Origin of the sequence: Streptomyces sp. NPDC002888 (genome assembly GCF_042888465.1) — a bacterium.
Classification (GTDB): Bacteria; Actinomycetota; Actinomycetes; order Streptomycetales; family Streptomycetaceae; genus Streptomyces.
Genome location: NZ_JBIAPU010000010.1, coordinates 32,264 through 51,222 on the forward strand (window position 1 = coordinate 32,264; position 18,959 = coordinate 51,222).

The 18,959-nt window shown below is 68.1% G+C and carries 19 protein-coding genes and 1 pseudogene; 14 read left to right on the forward strand and 6 right to left on the reverse strand.

Annotated features, from left to right (window positions below):
- Nucleotides 1-188 precede the first annotated feature (188 nt).
- Nucleotides 189-1,955 carry an LCP family protein gene (locus ACFYWX_RS17835; RefSeq protein ID WP_389424978.1) on the forward strand — a complete coding sequence of 589 codons (1,767 nt, stop codon included), beginning with the start codon at nucleotides 189-191 and terminating at the stop codon, nucleotides 1,953-1,955.
- A 143-nt stretch (nucleotides 1,956-2,098) separates the two neighbouring features.
- Nucleotides 2,099-3,736, forward strand: a complete 1,638-nt coding sequence (locus ACFYWX_RS17840; protein ID WP_389424979.1) for an LCP family protein — start codon at nucleotides 2,099-2,101, stop codon at nucleotides 3,734-3,736.
- A gap of 34 nt (nucleotides 3,737-3,770) precedes the next feature.
- Here ACFYWX_RS17840 and ACFYWX_RS17845 read toward each other — a convergent pair whose 3' ends face one another.
- The gene (locus ACFYWX_RS17845) at nucleotides 3,771-4,799 is read right to left on the reverse strand and encodes a glycosyltransferase family 2 protein (protein ID WP_389424980.1); all 1,029 of its coding nucleotides are present in this window, start codon (nucleotides 4,797-4,799) and stop codon (nucleotides 3,771-3,773) included.
- 74 nt (nucleotides 4,800-4,873) lie between these two features.
- Here ACFYWX_RS17845 and ACFYWX_RS17850 point away from each other — a divergent pair, with 74 nt between their 5' ends.
- Nucleotides 4,874-6,400 (forward strand): LCP family protein, encoded by a 1,527-nt coding sequence (locus tag ACFYWX_RS17850; RefSeq protein WP_389424981.1) that lies wholly within the window; start codon nucleotides 4,874-4,876, stop codon nucleotides 6,398-6,400.
- 13 nt (nucleotides 6,401-6,413) lie between these two features.
- Here ACFYWX_RS17850 and ACFYWX_RS17855 read toward each other — a convergent pair.
- Nucleotides 6,414-8,063: pseudogene (locus tag ACFYWX_RS17855) on the reverse strand (IS200/IS605 family accessory protein TnpB-related protein).
- A gap of 356 nt (nucleotides 8,064-8,419) precedes the next feature.
- Between ACFYWX_RS17855 and ACFYWX_RS17860 the strand changes: the two are divergent.
- The 3 genes from ACFYWX_RS17860 (at nucleotide 8,420) to ACFYWX_RS17870 (ending at nucleotide 10,007) form a co-directional block, all read left to right on the forward strand.
- Entirely contained in the window at nucleotides 8,420-9,061 is a 642-nt protein-coding gene (locus ACFYWX_RS17860; RefSeq protein ID WP_389424982.1) for a nucleotidyltransferase domain-containing protein, read from the forward strand.
- A gap of 400 nt (nucleotides 9,062-9,461) precedes the next feature.
- Nucleotides 9,462-9,671 carry a hypothetical protein gene (locus ACFYWX_RS17865; RefSeq protein ID WP_389424983.1) on the forward strand — a complete coding sequence of 70 codons (210 nt, stop codon included), beginning with the start codon at nucleotides 9,462-9,464 and terminating at the stop codon, nucleotides 9,669-9,671.
- 69 nt (nucleotides 9,672-9,740) lie between these two features.
- Nucleotides 9,741-10,007, forward strand: coding sequence for a DUF4240 domain-containing protein (locus tag ACFYWX_RS17870; protein WP_389425191.1), 267 nt, complete (start codon nucleotides 9,741-9,743; stop codon nucleotides 10,005-10,007).
- Here the strand turns inward: ACFYWX_RS17870 and ACFYWX_RS17875 are convergent.
- Complete coding sequence (locus tag ACFYWX_RS17875; protein WP_389424984.1) at nucleotides 9,955-10,545, reverse strand: acyl-CoA thioesterase; 591 nt, start codon at nucleotides 10,543-10,545, stop codon at nucleotides 9,955-9,957. The two genes, ACFYWX_RS17870 and ACFYWX_RS17875, sit on opposite strands and share 53 nt — an antisense overlap.
- A 92-nt stretch (nucleotides 10,546-10,637) precedes the next feature.
- Here ACFYWX_RS17875 and ACFYWX_RS17880 point away from each other — a divergent pair, with 92 nt between their 5' ends.
- On the forward strand, nucleotides 10,638-11,927 hold the full coding sequence (locus ACFYWX_RS17880; RefSeq protein ID WP_389424985.1) for an LCP family protein: 1,290 nt from the start codon (nucleotides 10,638-10,640) through the stop codon (nucleotides 11,925-11,927).
- A gap of 61 nt (nucleotides 11,928-11,988) precedes the next feature.
- Here ACFYWX_RS17880 and ACFYWX_RS17885 read toward each other — a convergent pair whose 3' ends face one another.
- Complete coding sequence (locus ACFYWX_RS17885) at nucleotides 11,989-12,375, reverse strand: four-helix bundle copper-binding protein (protein ID WP_389424986.1); 387 nt, start codon at nucleotides 12,373-12,375, stop codon at nucleotides 11,989-11,991.
- A gap of 130 nt (nucleotides 12,376-12,505) precedes the next feature.
- The gene (locus ACFYWX_RS17890; protein WP_389424987.1) at nucleotides 12,506-13,288 is read right to left on the reverse strand and encodes an SAM-dependent methyltransferase; all 783 of its coding nucleotides are present in this window, start codon (nucleotides 13,286-13,288) and stop codon (nucleotides 12,506-12,508) included.
- Nucleotides 13,289-13,408: 120 nt separating this feature from the next.
- Between ACFYWX_RS17890 and ACFYWX_RS17895 the strand changes: the two genes are divergently transcribed.
- From ACFYWX_RS17895 to ACFYWX_RS17925, 7 genes are all read left to right on the forward strand, one after another.
- Nucleotides 13,409-14,002, forward strand: coding sequence for a GNAT family N-acetyltransferase (locus ACFYWX_RS17895; RefSeq protein WP_389424988.1), 594 nt, complete (start codon nucleotides 13,409-13,411; stop codon nucleotides 14,000-14,002).
- A 384-nt stretch (nucleotides 14,003-14,386) separates the two neighbouring features.
- A complete protein-coding gene (locus tag ACFYWX_RS17900; RefSeq protein WP_256908686.1) occupies nucleotides 14,387-14,578 on the forward strand; it encodes a hypothetical protein in 192 nt (63 codons plus the stop codon).
- Nucleotides 14,562-15,086 (forward strand): DUF6879 family protein, encoded by a 525-nt coding sequence (locus ACFYWX_RS17905; protein WP_389424989.1) that lies wholly within the window; start codon nucleotides 14,562-14,564, stop codon nucleotides 15,084-15,086. The genes ACFYWX_RS17900 and ACFYWX_RS17905 overlap by 17 nt, the downstream gene beginning before the upstream one ends.
- On the forward strand, nucleotides 15,083-15,913 hold the full coding sequence (locus tag ACFYWX_RS17910) for a helix-turn-helix domain-containing protein (protein WP_389424990.1): 831 nt from the start codon (nucleotides 15,083-15,085) through the stop codon (nucleotides 15,911-15,913). The genes ACFYWX_RS17905 and ACFYWX_RS17910 overlap by 4 nt, the downstream gene beginning before the upstream one ends.
- Before the next feature lie 484 nt (nucleotides 15,914-16,397).
- Nucleotides 16,398-16,634 (forward strand): hypothetical protein, encoded by a 237-nt coding sequence (locus ACFYWX_RS17915; RefSeq protein WP_162252504.1) that lies wholly within the window; start codon nucleotides 16,398-16,400, stop codon nucleotides 16,632-16,634.
- A gap of 75 nt (nucleotides 16,635-16,709) precedes the next feature.
- Nucleotides 16,710-16,934 (forward strand): DUF397 domain-containing protein, encoded by a 225-nt coding sequence (locus tag ACFYWX_RS17920; RefSeq protein ID WP_389424991.1) that lies wholly within the window; start codon nucleotides 16,710-16,712, stop codon nucleotides 16,932-16,934.
- Nucleotides 16,935-17,023: 89 nt separating this feature from the next.
- Nucleotides 17,024-17,491: a hypothetical protein gene (locus ACFYWX_RS17925; RefSeq protein ID WP_389424992.1), complete on the forward strand. Its 468-nt coding sequence runs from the start codon at nucleotides 17,024-17,026 to the stop codon at nucleotides 17,489-17,491.
- Nucleotides 17,492-17,542: 51 nt separating this feature from the next.
- Here ACFYWX_RS17925 and ACFYWX_RS17930 read toward each other — a convergent pair whose 3' ends face one another.
- Complete coding sequence (locus tag ACFYWX_RS17930; protein WP_389424993.1) at nucleotides 17,543-18,952, reverse strand: DUF3987 domain-containing protein; 1,410 nt, start codon at nucleotides 18,950-18,952, stop codon at nucleotides 17,543-17,545.
- Between the last annotated feature and the right edge of the window lie 7 nt (nucleotides 18,953-18,959).

The following is an 18,959-nucleotide window of genomic DNA, read 5'->3' on the forward strand; positions in this document are numbered from 1 at the left end:
ATTGCCCAGTTGTAGGGACGTGGAATTTGTCACCGTCGTCGCTTGACGCTGAACTGGGCGGATAGTGTGAGCGGTCCGGTGCACCCGGCCCAGAGGACCGTCCTGGGGGTCGCGCACTGTTTGTACGAGACCCGAGCGTCTTTGAGGGGAAAGGCGCCGCGTGGCCCCGACGGAGGATTCAGACAACCGTGGACGCGCAAGGCCGTGGGCGGGCGGACAACATCGACCCCGCAGACCAGTGGGTGCTCAATCCGAACACCGGTGAATACGAACTGCGACTGAGCCCTTCCGCACCGCAGTCGGCGGTTCCCGGACCCCGTAGATCCGCCTCGCGCGGAGCGGGGCCCGGTGCCAAGGGCGCGGTGCGCAGCCGCACAGCCGCGCCCGGCCGGGACGCGCCGGGTCGTGACGTCCCGGGGCCGCGTCGGCGGCGGGGCGCGCCCGCACCCGCGCCCGAGGACCCGCTTCCCGGGCGGCGCGGGCGACGGCCGGTGAAGAAGCAGTCGAAGGCCAAGAAGGCGCTGGCGTGGACCGGCGGCACGCTGGCGTTCATCGTGCTCGCCGCGGCCGGAGCGGCGTATCTCTACATAGAGCACCTCAACGACAACATCGCGTCCTCGCCGGACGACGGCGCGAGCACCGGTGGCTTCCAGAAGGACAAGGCCATCAACATCCTGTTGATCGGCACCGACAAGCGCACCGGAGCGGGCAACGAGGGCTACGGCGACGCCGGCAGCGTCGGCCACGCCGACACCACGCTCCTGCTGCACGTCTCCAAGGACCGTACGAACGGCACCGTCCTCAGCATCCCGCGCGACCTCATCGTGAACGTCCCCGACTGCCCGACCACGCAGGAGGACGGCTCCAGCAAGGTCATCCAGGGCACCCAGAACGTCCGCTTCAACACGAGTCTCGGCCAGGACGAACGTACGCCCAGCTGCACCATGCGTACCGTCACCGAGCTGACCGGGATCACCCCGGACAACTTCATGGTGGCCGACTTCAACGCGGTCAAGACGCTGACCACCGCGGTCGGCGGCGTGGACGTGTGCCTGGCCAAGGACCTCAAGGACCCGGACTCGCACCTGAACCTGAAGAAGGGCACGCGGCACATCGCGGGCGAGACGGCGCTCGCCTTCGTCCGCACCCGGCACGCCGTCGGCTTCGGCGGCGACCTGAGCCGGATCGGGCTGCAGCAGCAGTTCCTCAGCGCGCTGATGCGCAAGCTGAAGTCCAACGACACGCTCACCAGTCCGACGAAGATGATCAAGCTGGCCGAGGCGGGCACCAAGGCGCTGACCGTCGACTCCAAGCTGGACAGCATCGGCAAGCTCAAGGACCTCGGTCTGGAGCTGGGCAAGCTCGACACCAAGAACCTGACGTTCGTCACCGTGCCGGTGGTCGACAACCCGACGGAGAAGGTCAAGGCGACGGTCGTCCTGAACCAGTCGCAGGCTCCCCAGGTCTTCCAGGCGATCCAGGACGACGTCTCCTTCACCGCGGTGAAGCAGAAGGAGAAGCAGAAGAAGGACGCGGCGGCTCAGGCCGCGGCCGCCCGCCTGGAGGGCACCAAGTCCGAGGCCTCCGAGGTGCGGGTGCGGGTCCTCAACGGCGGCGCTCCGGCCGGCAGCGCACAGGAGACTCTCAGCTGGCTGCAGAACACCGTGGGCGTGGAGAAGTCCGAGAACGGCGGCAACGCGCCGGCGGAACTGAGCAAGACCACGCTCGAGTACGCGCCCGACCAGGCCGACCAGGCACGCAAGCTCGCCGAACTCATGGGGCTCTCCGGAGCCGCGATGAAGCCGGGCAAGAGCGTGACCAACTCCCAGGGTCTGCCCGCGATCACGCTGACTCTGGGCAAGGACTTCAAGGGCGCGGGCGTCTCGCTCACCGCCCCGACGACGGCTCCGGACGTCGAGAAGTCGACAGCGGACAAGGTCGAGTGCGCCAAGTGATCTGACAAGTGCACCGAGTGATCTCAAAAGCAGGTCAAGTCACCTGACCGAAACATCTGGTGACCTAACCAAACGGGTCCGTCGTGCGTCTAACGGGGCGCGGGGCGGACCCGTGTCATGGGCAGGGTGGGGAGGGGCTGGAGTTGGCGGGCAGCAGTGTGCGGGGGGAGGCTCCCGCGGCCGGGGACAAGGCGTCCCCGGAGCCGCGGGGCGAAGGGACGTCGGACGGGCGTGGCCGGCACGGCGGCGGGGGTGGCCGGCGCAGGAGCGGCGGGCGCGGCACCGGCCGTGCGCGGCGCAGCCGCCGTGCGCTGCGCTGGTCGGCGACGGTGCTGGCGGTGGTGATAGTGGGCACCGCCGGGGCCGGGTACCTCTACTACCAGCACCTCAACGGCAACATCAAAAAGGACGCCCTGAACATCGGCGACGAGAAGGACCGGGCGGCCCAGACGGAGGCCAACGCGGCCGGTCAGACGGCGCTGAACATCCTGCTCATCGGTTCGGACGCGCGGAACACCAAGGAGAACCAGAAGCTCGGCGGCGCCAAGGACACCTTCGACGGCCCTCCGCTCGCGGACGTCCAGATGCTGCTGCACGTGTCGGCGGACCGCTCCAACATGTCGGTCGTCAGCATGCCGCGCGACACGCTGGTGGACATCCCCAAGTGCACCGACCCGGAAACCGACGAGGAGTACGAGGCGCTCACCCGGAAGATCACGAACAGGTCGTTGAGCCGTGGTGGTCCGGGCTGCACGGTGGCGACCTGGGAGAAGCTCACCGACATCCACATCGACCACTTCATGATGATCGACTTCTCGGGTGTGGTGTCGATGGCGGACGCGATCGGCGGCGTCCCGGTCTGTGTGCGGGCCAACGTCTACTCGCACACCTCCGACGGCAAGGGCTCGGGCCTGAAGCTGAAAAAGGGCACCACGTCCGTCAAGGGCAAGCAGGCCCTGCAGTGGCTGCGCACCCGCTACGGCTTCGAGGACGACACCGACCTCGCGCGCGCCAAGGCGCAGCACCAGTACATGAACTCGATGGTCCGCGAGCTGCGTGAGAACGCCACGCTCAGCAACCCGAACAAGCTGCGCAAGCTCGCCGAGGCGGCCACGAAGGCGATCACGGTCGACGAGGGCCTGGGCAGCCTGAAGAAGATGTACGACCTGGCCAACGAGCTGAAGAAGGTGCCGACCGAGCGCATCACCATGACGACGATGCCGAACCGGTACGTCGGCGAGCGGGTGGAGCCCACCGAGGACGCCACGAAGCTGTTCCGTCTGGTGCGCGAGGACGTCGCCCTCGACGGCAAGGACAAGAAGGACAAGAAGAAGACCACCGAGACGCCGGCCACCGAGGACAAGGCCGCCGCGGACGGCGAGATCGCGGTCCAGGTCCACAACGGCACCGCCGACGCCACGCTGGGCGCCGCCCGCGGTCGCGCGACGGCCGTGAAGGAGTTGCTGGTCGGCAAGGGCTTCACCCAGGCCGTGGCGGACCCGTCGGCCTCGACGACCGAGAAGACCACGGTGGTCCGCTACCCGAGCGCCGACCTTCAGGGCGACGCCGAGCGGGTCGCTGAGGCCCTCGGCATCCCCAGGAGCGCGGTGAAGAAGTCCACGGACGTCTCCGGCATCACCCTCGTCGTCGGCGCGGACTGGCGGTCGGGTACGACGTACGAGGCGCCGAAGGAGGACGACACGACGCCCGAGTCGGCGAACGCCCTCAACGCGTCCGACAAGACCGCGTGCATGAAGGTCGACCCGGCCTACACCTGGTAGACCGGGCCTGTGGTGCGCGTATGTCCGGCGGTGCTCACCGCGAGGTGAGGACCGCCGGGCGGCGGGAGGCGATGACCTTCCTGGCCAGCGCGCGCGGGCTGGTGAGGAAGCCCCAGCCCCACGACATGTGCATGGTGGCGAGCGCCACCGGGATCTGCAGCCGCGCCTTCAGCGGCAGGCCCTTGCCGGCGGGCAGCGAGCCGGCGACGATCGCCGCGAGATAACCGCCCGGCACCACGAAGCCCCACGGCGTGAGCAGTGCGCCCACCAGGATCCCGGCCGCGATCGCGCACACGGCGGTCGGCGGGGCGAGGTAGCGCAGGTTGATGGAGCCCTCGTGGTAGCGGGCGACGACGTGCCGCCAACGCCCGTAGTCCTTGTACTGCTTGGCGAGCGCCTTCACGCTGGGCCGCGGCCGGTACGACACCCTCAGCTCCGGCGAGAACCAGATCAGCCCGCCCGCCTCCCGTATGCGGAAGTTGAGCTCCCAGTCCTGGGCGCGGATGAACTCCTCGTTGTAGCCGCCCTGTTGCTCCAGCGCCTCACGCCGGAAGACTCCGAGGTAGACGGTCTCCGCCGGAGCGGCCTGCCCACCGGTGTGGAAGGCCGCGTTCCCGACGCCGATCTTCGAGGTCATGGCGGCCGCGACGGCGTGCTCCCAGTCGTTCTCGCCCTCGGCGTGCATGATGCCGCCGACGTTCTGCGCGCCGGTCTCCTCCAGGAGCCGTACCGCGGTGGCGATGTAGTTCGGCGAGAGCATGCCGTGCCCGTCGACGCGGACCACGATCGGATGGCGGGAGGCCTTGATCGCGGCGTTCAGCGCGGCCGGCGTACGGCCCGTCGGGTTGGGCACGGTGTGCACGCGCGCGTCTTCGGCCACGAGCTGGGCGGCGATCTCGTCCGTGCGGTCCGTGGACGGACCGATGGCGATCACGACCTCCATCTCGCCGGCGTACTCCTGCGCGAGGATCGCTTGGACGGCTCCGCGCAGATGCCGCTCCTCGTTGAGGACGGGCATGATGACGGACACGGCGGGGAGCTGCACGTCGGAGTTGGCGTTCATAGGGGGCTCACGTTACCGCGAACGGGGGACAGCCCCGCGCCCCGCCGGGTGCGCTGCGCCAGGCGACAGATCGTATGGGCCTACGGTGCTCACGGATCCCCCACGTACGGCCGACGCCCGGAGGTGTCCCCTTGCCCACGCCGCCTCGGTCCCCCGCCCAGCCGCAGCGTTACGCGTACCGCCGCCCCTCCCGACGCCCGCCGCCGCCGCCCGTACGGCGGAAGCGGCCGCGCTGGGCCATGCGGGCGGTGATCACGGTGTCCGTGGTGGTCCTCGCCGCCGCCGGGATCGGGCACTCGCTGGTCACCAGCCTCGACTCGGACATCGACCGGGTGGATCCCTTCAAGGACATGAAGAACCGGCCCCGCGCGGGCCACGGCATGAACGTGCTGCTGGTCGGCACCGACGGCCGCGAGAAGATCTCGCTGGCTGAGCGGCGCAGATACCGGCTGGGCGGCGCCCCCTGCCACTGCACCGACACCATCATGATCGTGCACATCTCGGCGGACCGGGAGCGGGCGAGCGTGGTCAGCCTGCCGCGCGACTCGTACGTGGAGACGCCCCCGCACATCGACCGGAACACCGGCAAGCAGCACGCCGGACACCCGCTCAAGATCAACGCGGCGTACGCGGAGGGCGGGCCGCAGCTGACCGTACGGACCGTCGAGCACATGACCCGCGTGAAGATCGACCACTACCTGGAGGTCGATTTCACCAGCTTCATGAAGACGGTGGACGTGCTCGGCGGTGTGCGGATCTGCATCGCCGAACCGCTGAAGGACATCTACACCGGCCTCGACCTCCCGGCCGGCACGCACAGCCTCAGGGGCGGCGCGGCGCTCCAGTACGTGCGCTCCCGGCACGTCGACGTGGACTCCGACCTCGGCCGGATGAAACGCCAGCAGCGTTTCCTGGCGGCCCTGGTGGACCGCGCGAGCTCCTCCGGCGTCCTGCTGAACCCGCTGCGGTTCAGGGACGTGGCGCGGGCGGTGCTGGGCTCGGTGCGGGCGGACCGGGGTTTCGGCACGAACGAACTGCTGGGCCTGGGGCGGGCGATGCGGAACTTCTCGCCGTCGTCGTCGGAGTTCACGACCGTGCCGGTCGGGGACATGGGCTACGTCGTGAAGGGCATCGGCTCGACCCTGAAGTGGGACCCCGTCCGCTCCGAGCGCATCTTCGAGGCTCTGCGCGACGACAGGCCGCTGTCCGCCGGCCCCCGGCCGCGCAGTCCGTTCACGCCCGTGGACGTGGCCCCGCAGCAGATCCGCGTCCAGGTGGAGAACGGCTCGACGACATCGGGGCTTGGCCGGCGCGTGGATGTCGCGCTGGCGGCGGCCGGGTTCCGTACGACGGGGCGGCCGGTGACCGCGGACCACACGGTGAAGCGGACGGTCGTCGCCCACGACCCGCGTTGGGACCGCTCGGCGAAGTCACTGGCGGCCGCGCTTCCCGGCAGCGAACTGCGGGCCGTGCCGGGGCTGGGGCCGACGCTGAAGGTCATCGCGGGGGCTGACTTCCACCAGGTGCGGAAGGTGCGCGCGGAGGATCCGTACCGGGCGGAGTCGGGGGTCGTGCGGGGCGACGAGGTGGGGTGCTCCTAGCGGGAGGCCGCGGTCAGTCCTCGTACCGTTCCTGAGGACTGAGCGGGAGTGAGTCCTGTTGCCAGGACCCCTGCTCAGCCGAACGCCCCGAACGGTGTTGGGCGTTCTGGTCCCCCGCGTTCGCTCCGCATCCGGCGCGCACGGATCGTGTCCGTGGTCCGGGAATGCAGTGACGGGTTCCCTCACGCCCGAGGACGCCTGGTCGGGCCTGGACGGTCCGATGCCCCTGTTCATCGCTCTGGTGAGCAGGGGGCGGTGCCGTCCGTCGCCGGATCGGGTGTCCCTGGGCGCGTCGTCCGATCGCCACGGCGGCCGCGTCGTGGCGAGTAGTTGTGTGGGTCTTGCCAGAGAGAGGCCTTTGCCAGTGCTGGGCGCCCCAGCGGCTGGTGTAGGCCGGGTCCACAGCGATCACCGCGATACCGGTCTGGTCGGCCATCGACGTGAGCCGGGCACGAAGCCGGCCAGTGGGCATGGCGGAGATCAGCCGGCGAAACCGCTTGTTGCGTCCATGCTTCTCACGGGTCTTGGCCGCGCCGAAGTCCAGGTCCTCGATCGCGATCGCCTTCACCCCGCAGGCCCGGGCCCAGTGCAGCAGCCGGGTGAGGGCGTGGCGGACCTGGGCGTCACGGTGCTCGCGTGTGCCGGACAGGTCATAGGAGAAGCGGCGCGGGCTGCCGGTCGGATTGCCGTGGACATCCAGGCGCCAGGCGGCGAGGTGGTCGGCGTTCATGTCCACGCCGATCACCCCTTGGGCGAGCGCGGCATCGAGCGGGATGGTCGGGGTGGGCAGGGCCTGCCAGGAGGCGGTCACGTACCAGCGGTCCCGGCCGGCGTCCAAGTGGACGCGGTAGGCGACGGCCCGGTTGGCTGCGACGCGGTCGGCCCACTCAGGGCCCCGATGCGCAAACCGCACCCGCGCGGCGAGCACGTACCGGCCGTGCGGGGCGTTCGCCAGATGCGCGAGCGGCGTGGGGAGCTTGATGCTCACCTCGCCCTGGGGGCTGACGCGGATAGTTTCGTTGCCGTAGCGCTTGCCGGACTCGCCGTCGGCGGCGCAGAACCAGCGTTCGGCCTCCCAGCGCTTGCGCCACCCGGACTCGGTCAGCCGGGCGGCCTCCAGGTGGTGCCGGGTGCGGGCCAGGCGCTTCCCACCACGCACCACGTGCACCACACCCGCTGCACGGTCGGCCCGTTCCTGCTCCAACCGGCCCTCAAGGGCACGCAGGCGGCGCGACTTGGCATGCCACTCCCGCCGGGACCGGTAGCCGCCCGGCGCCCCCCTGGTGCCCTTCTGCCCGACGGGCAGGGACAGTCGGTGCGTGAGGGTACGGATGCCCGTTTCCAGCTTCTGGATGTGCGCCTGCTGGCCGCGGCGGGCCAGCGCCCACTGATCATGCGTGGCCTTGGTGATACTGCCCGCCCAGCGCGACGACGACACCGCCGTCAGCTCCCGCTTGCGGGCCGCCCAGGTGTCGGCGGAATGCTCCAGAGCATCCCGGCAGCGCGCCCTGAGGTCCTTCGCGGCCAGTGCGCCCAGATGCGCACCTACCAGGCACAGCACCTTCTCATCTTCCGGCTTCAGTTGCTTGAGCCGGGTACGGATGGCCACGCCGCTCGGGCCGGACGCCACGAAGGGCTCCGCCACCTCCCGCAGCCCACCCATCCCCACACCACCACCCGGCCCCACCCGAAGATCCCCGTCACCGCATCCAACGAACGCCACCGACACAGGTCACGCCTTCGACACACGAACTCCCATTCAATGCCGAAGGGCCGGGGGCAGGCCGACACGAGCAGCACGACAAAGACACCAGGACTCGCCCACACTCACCGAAACATGCCCGAGCACACTCGGCGTTGGTACTGGTGGGCTCGCGTATTCAACTGTCGCCAGTTCGCCGAGGAGTCCACCCGGCTGGTGACCTTGTGTGATCGCCGGCGGCGTACGGCTCCAGGTCCCGCTGGTCTCCTGCATCGACCACAGCCAGAGGCCTTCGAGTCCGCTGATAGATTCCTGCGGTGAGCGAGCAACTGCCCAGCGGCGGCATCGAGCTGTCACCCGACCAGATCGAAGCCCTCCACGCCAGGTGGTCATCCTGCTGGACCCCCAGTGAGGTCGCGCAGCAGTTGGCCGGGATCGGCACGCCGTGGTACGTGGCCGCGGGCTGGGCGCTGGACCTGTTCCGCGGCAGGCAGACGCGCACTCATGGAGACATCGAGATCGCGATTCCGGCCGCGAGCTTTCCCGAGGTCCGCTACCGCTTCCCCGGATACGTCTTCGACGCGGCAGGCAGCGGCCGGATCTGGGGGGACGCCCCACCGGAGGTGCTGGCCGCCGTACATCAGACATGGCTCCGCGATCCGGCCACCGGAAACTACCTGCTCGACGTGTTCCGCGAACCGCACGACGGCGACACCTGGATCTGCCGACGCGATGAGAGGATCCGGCTTCCCTACAGCGACATCATCCACCACACCCAAGACGGCATCCCGTATCTCGCACCCGAACTGGTCCTGCTGTTCAAGGCCAAGCACGCCCGCCGAAAGGATCAATCAGACTTCGACGCGACCGTCCCGCACATGACCCCGGCTCAGCGCGAGGCCCTGACCGAGCTACTCGACCGCGTACACCCGGGGCATCCCTGGATTGCGGATCTGTAGCCGTCTACTGGTGGGCTCGCGTAATCGTCTGTCGCGCGGATGCCCCGCCTCACCCTGCCACCCCAGGTCATCAACCAGGACCAAGCGCCGCTGCACCAGCACCGCCGACTCGCCATCCTCCGGCGGACGCTCAACGACGACTCCCTGTCCCTGCGAGCCCGGGTCGCCGCCGCACTCGTTCTCCTCTACGCGCAACCCGTCACCCGCATCGTCCGCCTCACTGTCAACGACGTCATCGACGACGGGGCCACCGTCACCATCCGGCTGGGAGACCCGCCGTCCCCACTTCCAGAGCCCGTCGCTGACCTCATGCGGGCATACGTCCAGTCCTGCCAGCACCTGCCCTATGCCAGCAGCAGAAGCTCAGTGGCTTTTCCCGGGTCGCCAGCCCGGACAGCCGATGAATCCGGTCAGCCTCCAAGTCCACCTGCGGAAGATCGGTGTCCCACCGCAACGCGGCAGGACCTCCGCGATCCGCCAAATCGTTCTCCAGGCCCCGGCCCCCGTCATCGCGAAGGCGCTCGGCTACCACGACAAGACAGCCACCCGCCTGGTCACCGAAGCCGGAGGAACCTGGAGCCGATACGCCCCCGGCGACCACAGACGCTGACGGGGGGGCGCCATGGTTGCTCTGGCGGGCCAACCTCCCGGAACCGGCATGATGTCAGTAGCAGGTGGCATGCTCTGCCGCCATGGACAAAGAGCAGTTCTGGCAGCTCATCGAGGCAGCCCGCAACCAGGTGTCCAACCCGAACGACGGAGAAGTGTCGCCCGCCGGGCAGCCTCGCAACTGGCCACGCACCCGGCCGAGGAGATCGTCGCCGCTCAGCAGGTGTTGTGGGACCTGATGGCCGACTCTTACACGAATCCTCTGTGGGCCGCTGCCTACGTGATCAATTATGCTGCTCCAGACCCTCCGCCGCCCGCTTCTCGCGCAGTTCCTTGATGGCGCGGCGGCGGGCCAGGCGGTGGGTGCGGCGGATCTGGGCCTCCTGGTTGCGCCGCTTGTCGCGCTCCGTCTCGGGGACGACCGGCGGCACCCGGCGCGGCGTGCCGTCGGCGTCGACGGCGGCGAAGACCAGGTAGGCCGAGCCGACCTGGGTGGCGGGGGCGGACTCGTTCCAGCGTTCGGCCAGGACCCGCACGCCGACCTCCATGGACGTCCGGCCGGTCCAGTTGACCTGGGCCTTCACATGGACGAGGTCGCCGACGCGGACCGGCTCCAGGAAGACCATCTCGTCCATGGACGCGGTGACGGCGGGCCCGCCGGAGTGGCGCCCGGCCACCGCACCCGCCGCGTCGTCGACGAGCTTCATGATCACGCCACCGTGCACGGTCCCCAGCAGGTTCGTGTCGTTGTGGGTCATGATGTGGCTGAGGGTGGTCCGGGAGGCCGCGGTCGGCTTGCCCGGGATATCCGGAGTTTCCGATTCCGCGACGGGGGCCTGTTCTGTCATGGCCTCCACCTTATGCCGAGGTGACATCTGCGGAATTTGTGTCAGGTTGGCAACAGCCAGGCCTTTATTTTCCGACGAACCTTGTAAGGCACATAGCCCTGCCCTGCACACTGGGGCGCATGAACGATTGGCCCGAGGGATGGTCCGACGACAACCGCGGCTCCGGATACGGAGGCGGCAGCGCGAGCGCACAGCCTGAGAGCGCGCGCGTCATGCGGCAGGTCCGCCGGCCCGGCCCGGGCGCGTACGGGGGTGGACCCGCCCCCGCGTCGCCGCCGTACGCGGGCGGGGTCCCGCAGCAGCCTTCGTACGTCGATGGCGGCGAGGCCTACGGCAGCGACTACAACACCGGGCAGGTGTACGGCTCCCCCGGCGGCGGAGGGCCCAACCTGCCCGGTTCGCGTATGCGGGAGCCGCGGCCCGCGCCGAACTGGCGGCGCCGGATCAAGTGGACGGCGATCACGGTTCTCACGGTGACCGTCGTCACGGCCGTCGGCACGTACTTCTGGGCCGACTCCAAGCTGCACCGTGACGTCGACCTCTCCAAGGTGATCGACCGGCCGGAGGCGGGCGAGGGCACGAACTACCTGATCGTCGGCTCCGACAGCCGCGCCGGCCTGTCCGACGAGCAGAAGAAGAACCTCCACACCGGGTCCGCCGAGGGCAAGCGCACGGACTCGATGATGATCCTTCACACCGGGAGCAACGGCCCCACCCTCGTCTCGATGCCCCGCGACTCGAACGTGACGATCCCCTCGTACACGGGGTCCGACTCCGGCAAGACCTACCAGGGCACCGGCCGTCAGGTGAAGCTGAACGCGGCGTACGCGGAGGACGGGCCCGAGCTGCTGGTGCGCACGGTCGAGGCCAACACGGGCCTGCACATCGACCACTACGTGGAGATCGGCTTCGCGGGCTTCGCGAACATCGTCGACTCGGTCGGCGGCGTCGAGATCGAGATCCCCAAGGGCGGTATGAAGGACAAGAAGTCCGGGGCGAACTTCGAGGCGGGCAAGCAGACCCTCAACGGCGAGCAGGCCCTCGCCTTCGTCCGCACCCGGTACGCCCTCGCGGGCAGCGACCTGGACCGTACGAAGAACCAGCAGAAGTTCCTCTCGGCCCTGGCCAGTCAGACGGCGACGCCGAGCACGATCCTCAACCCGTTCAAGCTGTACCCGACGATGAGCGCGGGTCTGGACACCCTGGTCGTCGACAAGGACATGAGCCTGTTCGACCTGGCCGACATGTTCTGGGCCATGAAGGGCGTCACGGGCGGCGACGGCAAGTCCATGAACATGCCGATCTCGGGCAACTCGCCCAACGGGAACCTCCAGTGGAACACCACGAAGGTCAAGCAGCTGGTCAACGAGCTCAAGAACGACGAGACGGTGACCGTCTCCTCGAACTGAGCGCCGACCTGGTCGAGGGCACCCCGAACAGGGGGTGCCCTCGATCGCGTTCAGGGGGACGTCACATCGCGGCGCCCGCCATCGTGCGGCACGTCTCGGCGCAGCGACGACAGGCCTCGGCGCAGCGCATCATCATGGGGTCGTCCGGCATGGACATACACGCCTCGGCGCACATGGCACAGGCCTTGGCGCACATGGCGCACATTTCGCCCGACATCGGCGAGCGGCGCATCATCATGTCCGCGCACATACGGGTCGTCTCGGAGCAGTCCATCAGGGCGCGCATGATCTGCATGCGGTCCTGGCCGCCCGCCTGCATGCAGGAGCTCATGGTCTCCTCGCAGACGGTGTGGCACGACATGCACGCCTCGACGCAGGCCTGCATCTCCCTGGTCATGGCGGTCATGCCGCCGGACTGCATACCGGGCTGCATTCCGGACTGGGTCATGGCTCCTCCTGGGGGTGAGTGCCCCGGGCTCTCATGGGCCTGGGTGCCCTTCCGGCATACGCCTCCCGGCGGCCCCGCGCCATCCGGCGGACGTCGGTAATCCGCTTCGTGTGCGAAGGGGCCGGTGGAGTTACGGCTTGCGGCCCACTCCGGCGAAGTGCGTGACGTCGACGATGTCGGACTCGGCCGTGTCGGGGCGCCAGCGCGAGCAGGTGACGACGCCCGGGTCGAGGAGTTCCAGGCCCTCGAAGAAGCGAACGAGGTCAGCGCGGCTGCGCAGGGTCATCGGAGCCGACCCCTGGCTGTTCCAGTACTGCACCGCGCCCGTCATCGCCTCCCCGTCGACCTCGGTGGTGGGGTGGGAGACGACGAGGTGACTGCCCGGGGGGACGGCGTCCATCAGGCGGCGCACGAGGGCGACGGCCTCATCGGTGTCCATCACGAAGTTGAGGACGCCCAGCAGGGTGACGGCCACGGGCCGGTCGAGGTCGAGGGTGCGGGCGGCCTCCCCCAGGATCGCCTCCGGGTCGTGCGCGTCCGCCTGCACATAGGCGGTGGCCCCCTCGGGGGTACTGGTCAACAGCGCGTGGGCGTGGGTGAGCACGAGGGGGTCGTTGTCGACGTACACGATCCGCGCCTCGGGCGCGACCCGCTGGGCGACCTCGTGCGTGTTGTCGGCGGTCGGCAGGCCGGCACCGATGTCCAGGAACTGCCGTATCCCCGCCTCCCCCGCCAGATGCCGCACCGCCCGAGCCAGAAACCGCCGGTCGGCGACGGCCGAGCGGGGCAGCGCCGGCACGAAGGAGAGGATCTGGTCGCCGACCTCCTTGTCGGCGGGGTAGTGGTCCGTGCCGCCCAGCCAGTAGTTCCAGATTCGGGCCGAGTGGGACACGTCTGTACGGAGGTCGGACATCGCGGTCGGTCTCCTTCGGGCATCGGCGGTCGGAATGCGCACCAACCTAGTGAGGGAGACTGCAGACCAGGACCGGTTTTGCCCGGCCTGGGGGACCGCGTGCTGTGGCAGGATGCCGCGATGACCCCCAGCACACCCATACCGGCCGTCGTCCCCGCAGGCCGGATGGCCGACAGCGCCCAGCCGGTGCTGCCTTTGCCGGACTCCGGCCTGGAGCTGCGCCCTTGGGAGCCGTCCGACGCCGACGCCCTGGTGGCCGCCGGCCGGGATCCGGCGATCCGGCAGTGGAACCTCCTGGCCGTGGAGACAGCCAAGGACGCACGCGGACGCATCGCGCGCATGCACGAGCGGTGGCGCGCCGAGGCCGGTGCCGTCTGGGCCGTCGCGCGGCCGGACGGCGGGGAGGCCCTGGGGCTCATCGGGTTCAACGACGTCGACCTGGCGGGCGGGAGCGCCGAGATCGTGTACTGGGTTCTGCCGCAGGGCCGGGGCAACGGGGTAGTGGTCGAAGCGACACGACGGGTCAGCCGATGGGCCCTGGACGACCTCGGCCTGCACCGACTGCGGCTGTGCCACTCCGTGGCCAACGAGGCGTCCTGCCGGGTGGCCGCCAAGGCCGGGTACGCCTTCGAGGGCACGATGCGCGGTGCGCTGCTGCACGCCGACGGGTGGCACGACCAGCATCTGCACGCGCTGGTTCGAGGGGACGCATGAAAGAAGGGTGCCCGGAGTTCCGGGCACCCTTCCGTCATCAACTCACCTGCGGTTACGGCAAGTTGCGCGCCATCACGATGCGCTGAACTTGGTTCGTACCCTCATAGATCTGAGTGCTTTACAGGTCATACGGCGCTGACCTGCACGAACAACCCTCTCAGAGGGACCTGCCCAGCATTTCCCCATGATCGTCAAGAGTCTGCCCAGGTAGGGGTGGCACTGATGGCATCTCCTCCGACCGGTCCGAGGAGTGGCAGGCTCCGGGCAGGTTACGCGGTTTCCTGTTCCGTCAACCGTGATCGCTTGACCGGTGCGCCTCACCCTCGGGAGCATCAACCCAGATGCGGGGCACTGGCAGCGGCATGGGAGAGGGGAACCCAGACCATGAAGGTCACCAAGCTGGTCAGCACGTGCGACATCAAGGACTGTCCGACCATCTACGCGACAGACCGAGGCACCCTCCTGGTTCAAGGCGAGACGCCCACCGATCACGGGCTGGAAATTCCCGCTCACGAAACCCTGGTCGAGATCCCCATGGAACTGATTCAGAAGGCCATTCGTGACAACCTCCTCTAAGACCCTCGGCGACCTCTTCGACTCTTTCGAGCGCGAGGCGTTCCGCCTGGAGACTCTGGACGACTACAGCCAGTCGGGGAACGTGGACGCTTTCCAGGCATTCCAGGCCGGGGAGCCTCAGCCGAAGGACTACAACGCGGGCTGGATCGAAGAACTCCGCTCACACACCGAGAAGGGGAAGCGGATTTACCGGGTGCACATTCTGTCGCGCCCACTCACGGACTATCTTTGCTTCGAACTCGGTTGGGGCTACCGGAAGAACATGACCGGAAGCGAAGAGTTCTTCATCCTCGACGTCACCGAGAAGCCCAACCCGCTGGAGAACGTCCCGGATTTCTGGTTCTTCGACTCCTCCTCCGTGGCCGTCATGAACTACGACGAAAACGGGAAGTACCTCGGATCGGAAGTGCTGCCACCGGAACGCACGGCGGAATTCACGCAGTACCGTGACGCGGCACTCGCACACGCAGAACCATTTAACGAATGGTGGGCCAAGTACGGGGCGTGAACAGAGCACAGCTTGGGGCCGCGCTGCGGGCGCTGCGAGTGGCATCCGGAAAGGAAGCCAAAGCAGTGGCCCGCAGCGCCCTCATGTCTCCGTCCAAGCTGTCCAAGATCGAGAATGCCAAGCTGGCACCCAGCGCAACAGACGTTGAGCGCATCCTCACCGCCATCGGCGTATCGGACGAGGTCAAGGCTGAATACACGGAGGCAGCCCGAGCATCTGCGACGGAGGCAACAGCATGGCGGCTCCTGAAACGGATCGGCGTTCACAAGGGCCAGCAGGCAGCCAAGGCCCTGGAAGCGCAGATGTCGGTGCTGCGGTTGTTTCAACCCGCGCTGGTTCCCGGCCTGCTCCAGACACCTGAGTACATCCGGGCCATCCTGCAACGCCATGATTTGAGCGATGACGCCCTGACGCGAACGATCAACGGGCGACTTGAACGACAAGCGATTCTCTATGACAACGCCAAGTCCCTGCGGTTCGTCATCACAGAGACAGTTCTGCGCTGGCAAATCGTCCCGCCACAGATGATGGCTGCGCAGTTGGACCGCATCGTTTCCATATCCCGGCTGCCCCACGTAGATATCCGTGTAGTTCCGCTGACGATTCAGCAGCACGACATTGCAAATCATGCGTTCGTTATCCGTGACAACCGAATGGTCACCATAGAAACGGTTCACGCCGAGGTGGTTGTCACGGACCCCCGGGACGTAACTTTGTATGTTGATAAGTTCGATAGGTTCGAGCAAGTGGCACTGGCCGGCGCTGATATGCGGAATCTGATCGAGGGTATCCGAAACGACTTTTTGCGGGAACAGGAAACAGGCTAGATACGCATCCGCGGGCCGCCGAAGATGGCGGCATGGAGAGCGAAGAAAGAACGTCCGGTCCTGCGACCGAACCCACGGTGGGGACGTGCTTGTCGGAGCTGCCGCGCGAACCGTCACCCATGCCCGGCTGTCCCGTGTGCCTTTCTCAGTCGGTCGCCCGAGAGAACGCCCGCTCCACGGGGGACTACAGCGCCGTATCCGATGCCAACGTGAAGCTGCGTCAGCACCAGAGAGACGAGCACGCGGGGGACCAGCGGTGAGCGTCACGGCCGACGACATCGGTAAGCGGGTCCGGGACGCATCGGGAAGGGTCGGCATCCTCCGCGACGTGATCCGGGATTACGAGGACCCGGGAGAGCCGCCGGGTGAACGCCTGAAGCGCCCTGTTGCCTTCCTGTGGCCCGAGGGCGGCGGCAGAGAGTGGTTGGCCCCGCCGCAGCAAGTAAGGCGTGTCTGAAGTCCGCTGATCGCTTGGGAGAACTCCGTGTCCGTTCAGGACCTGCTGAACCTGCTTGCACCCCGGACAGGTCAGGTGGACCCGGCGTCGTGCGTCCAATGCGCAACGCTCCGCAAGCGGGTTCGCGCGGCCAATCGATCCGGAAATCCGGCCAAGGCGCTGGAGACCGTCGAGGCGATGCGGCTGCACAAGCGTTACGGGCATCCCAACGACACGCGACAGCTCCCCATTGACCTCTCCGCGCACGGTCCCCAACTGACCTAGGGGAACAGACTCCCGTCCGGTATGGGCGGCGGCGGTCAGTCATGGCCGCGATTAGTTGAGCAGGAAGGTGCAGTGATGCAGAACGGAACCGACCTGTACGCGCTCGACATCAACGGGGCCTCGTTCGTCCAGGCGTGCGGCGGCCCCTGTTCCGAGGGGTGTGTGACGCTGGCCCAGATCGGCGAGGACGCCTGGGCCCTCGGTGACAGCAAGCGGCCGGACGCGCAGCCGCTGCGGTTCACCACGGAGGAGCTGGACGCGGCCGGTATCGACCCGGCGCGGTTCGGCCTGAACGTCTGATCCCCCCTCCCCCGCCAGTCGGGCCCGACCGCTTTCTTGGGTCGGGCCCGGCTGGTCCTCCGACCGCTGACACCGAACGGGAACAACAGGTGCACCACCACGGCTATCTGTGGACCGGCCCGAAAGAGCGTTTCGACCAGGAAGCATTGCGACGGCCCCCTCATCCTGAGCCGCCCCCGGCTGGAAGCAGACCGGAACTGATCCAGCGCTATCGGGAAGTGGTGGCGGAGTTCCCCACTGCCGATCTGCCGCCCATCGAAACGGCGTACTGGCTCATCAAGCCCCGCTCCCTCGTTCGTGGAACCTGGGAGGAGGCCAAGGAGGCGGCGGCCTGGCTCGGCGAGCGACTGGCCGAGTACGCCCCTCGGTTCGCGTCGGAGAAGGACCGAGACACCACACGTCTGGCCCAGATGGTGAACGCTGCTGCCGAACGACTGCACTCGGGCAAAGATGTGTCCTACGGCTGCTACCTCGAACGCCCCTCGTATCTGTCCCTGGCGGTGGTGACGTGTTCCCCGAATCATGCGATTCCTGAACTGGCCTGCCCAGTCGCGTAGTCGAAGCAACAAAGAAGCCCCGGCCATTCGGCCGGGGCTTCGTTTGGTTGGTTAGAGCAGTGCCCGGAAGGGGTTGAAGTCTGCGAGCGGTTCCGACCGCTTCGGTTCCGGCGCGGGCTCGGGGGCCTGCTTGGGTGCCGGACGGTAAGCGTCCAACCGGACGACTCGCGCGCGGTTCTGCTCACGCTCCGCGCTGGCCGGCTGCGCCTCTGCGTGACGGGAAGTGTTTCCGTTCTTGTTGCTGTCCGTGCTGGCCGGCTGCGGCACAGAGTCACCGGAAGCGTCACCGCGGAGTGAGAAGACGGTAGCCGGTCGGCCGGTCTTCCCCGCCCGTTCCACGGTGACGACGATTCCGGACAGTTCCTTGACCTCTGCGGCCGTCGCTCCGACGTACGGGAGCACCTGGGAGGAAGTGGCCCGACCGCCGTGCAATTCGATTCGGGCCCGCACCTTGTTCTCAAGGCTGAGCGGCTGACGCTTCACCTTGGGAGAGGTAGCCCCCTTGGTAATCCGGACTGCGTCCTGGACAGAACGGCGAACCAGGGTGAAGGCGGCCGACAGCATCTCTTCCGTAACCGTCTCCGAGCACTCGGACGCTGCCAGGCAGGCAGCGACCCTGAGCGTCTGTTCTGCGGTCCGCTCGATGAACACGGCCTGTCCCTCCGGCAGGGACTCACCCAGGATGCGGGCGTATCGGCGCACGATCCGCCACAGCGGCCGGGCGTCCTCTGCAAGCGTGATCACGCGCGGCCGGGCAGTGGCCCAACCGTAGGCGTCGGACAGGTCCCGCCCGTCCACCTCGGGCAGGCTCACCCGGTCGTCGTCCAGCAAAGGCACCGACCCCAGCAGGAACGGAAGAATGCGGTTGTACGAGCCGCCCGCCGCTTCGGACTCGCCCACGTACTTCGCCCAGTCAGAGGGCGTGACGTGGCAGTGCAGGACCATGGCAGGGTCGCGTACTTCCTGCGCCACATCCTTGGTGGTGTTCCGCAGCGTTGCCCCATCCCATGCGCTGCGCAGCTTGGTCGTGAACGAGGCATCCCGCTTCACTCTGCGCAGTACCTCTGACCACTCTTCCTCACACACGAAACTGCGGACGTCCCGCCCATGCTCGGTCTCTGCGGTCGCTTCCTGCTGCTCCCAGAGGTGATTCACCATGCTCGCCCCGGACGTGATCCCGGATGTGGTGTGCGTGGCCACAAAGCGGCCCAGGGACTTGTCCAGGACGTGATGCGCGGCCCGTAGCGCGGTTCCCTTGCCTCTGCCCGTTCCAGCCACCAGGGCCGACCACAGCAGCACGGGCCGACCGCTGCCACGGGACGAGACCTTGACCGTGCCACCAATGGCGGCCGACCACATCGACAGGGCGGCCACGTACACCCCCAATGCATCCGCTTCCAGGAACGGGGCGATCCTGCGGACCGCACGACCGATCGGACCGTACAGAACGGGGGTGTTCATGCTGCCT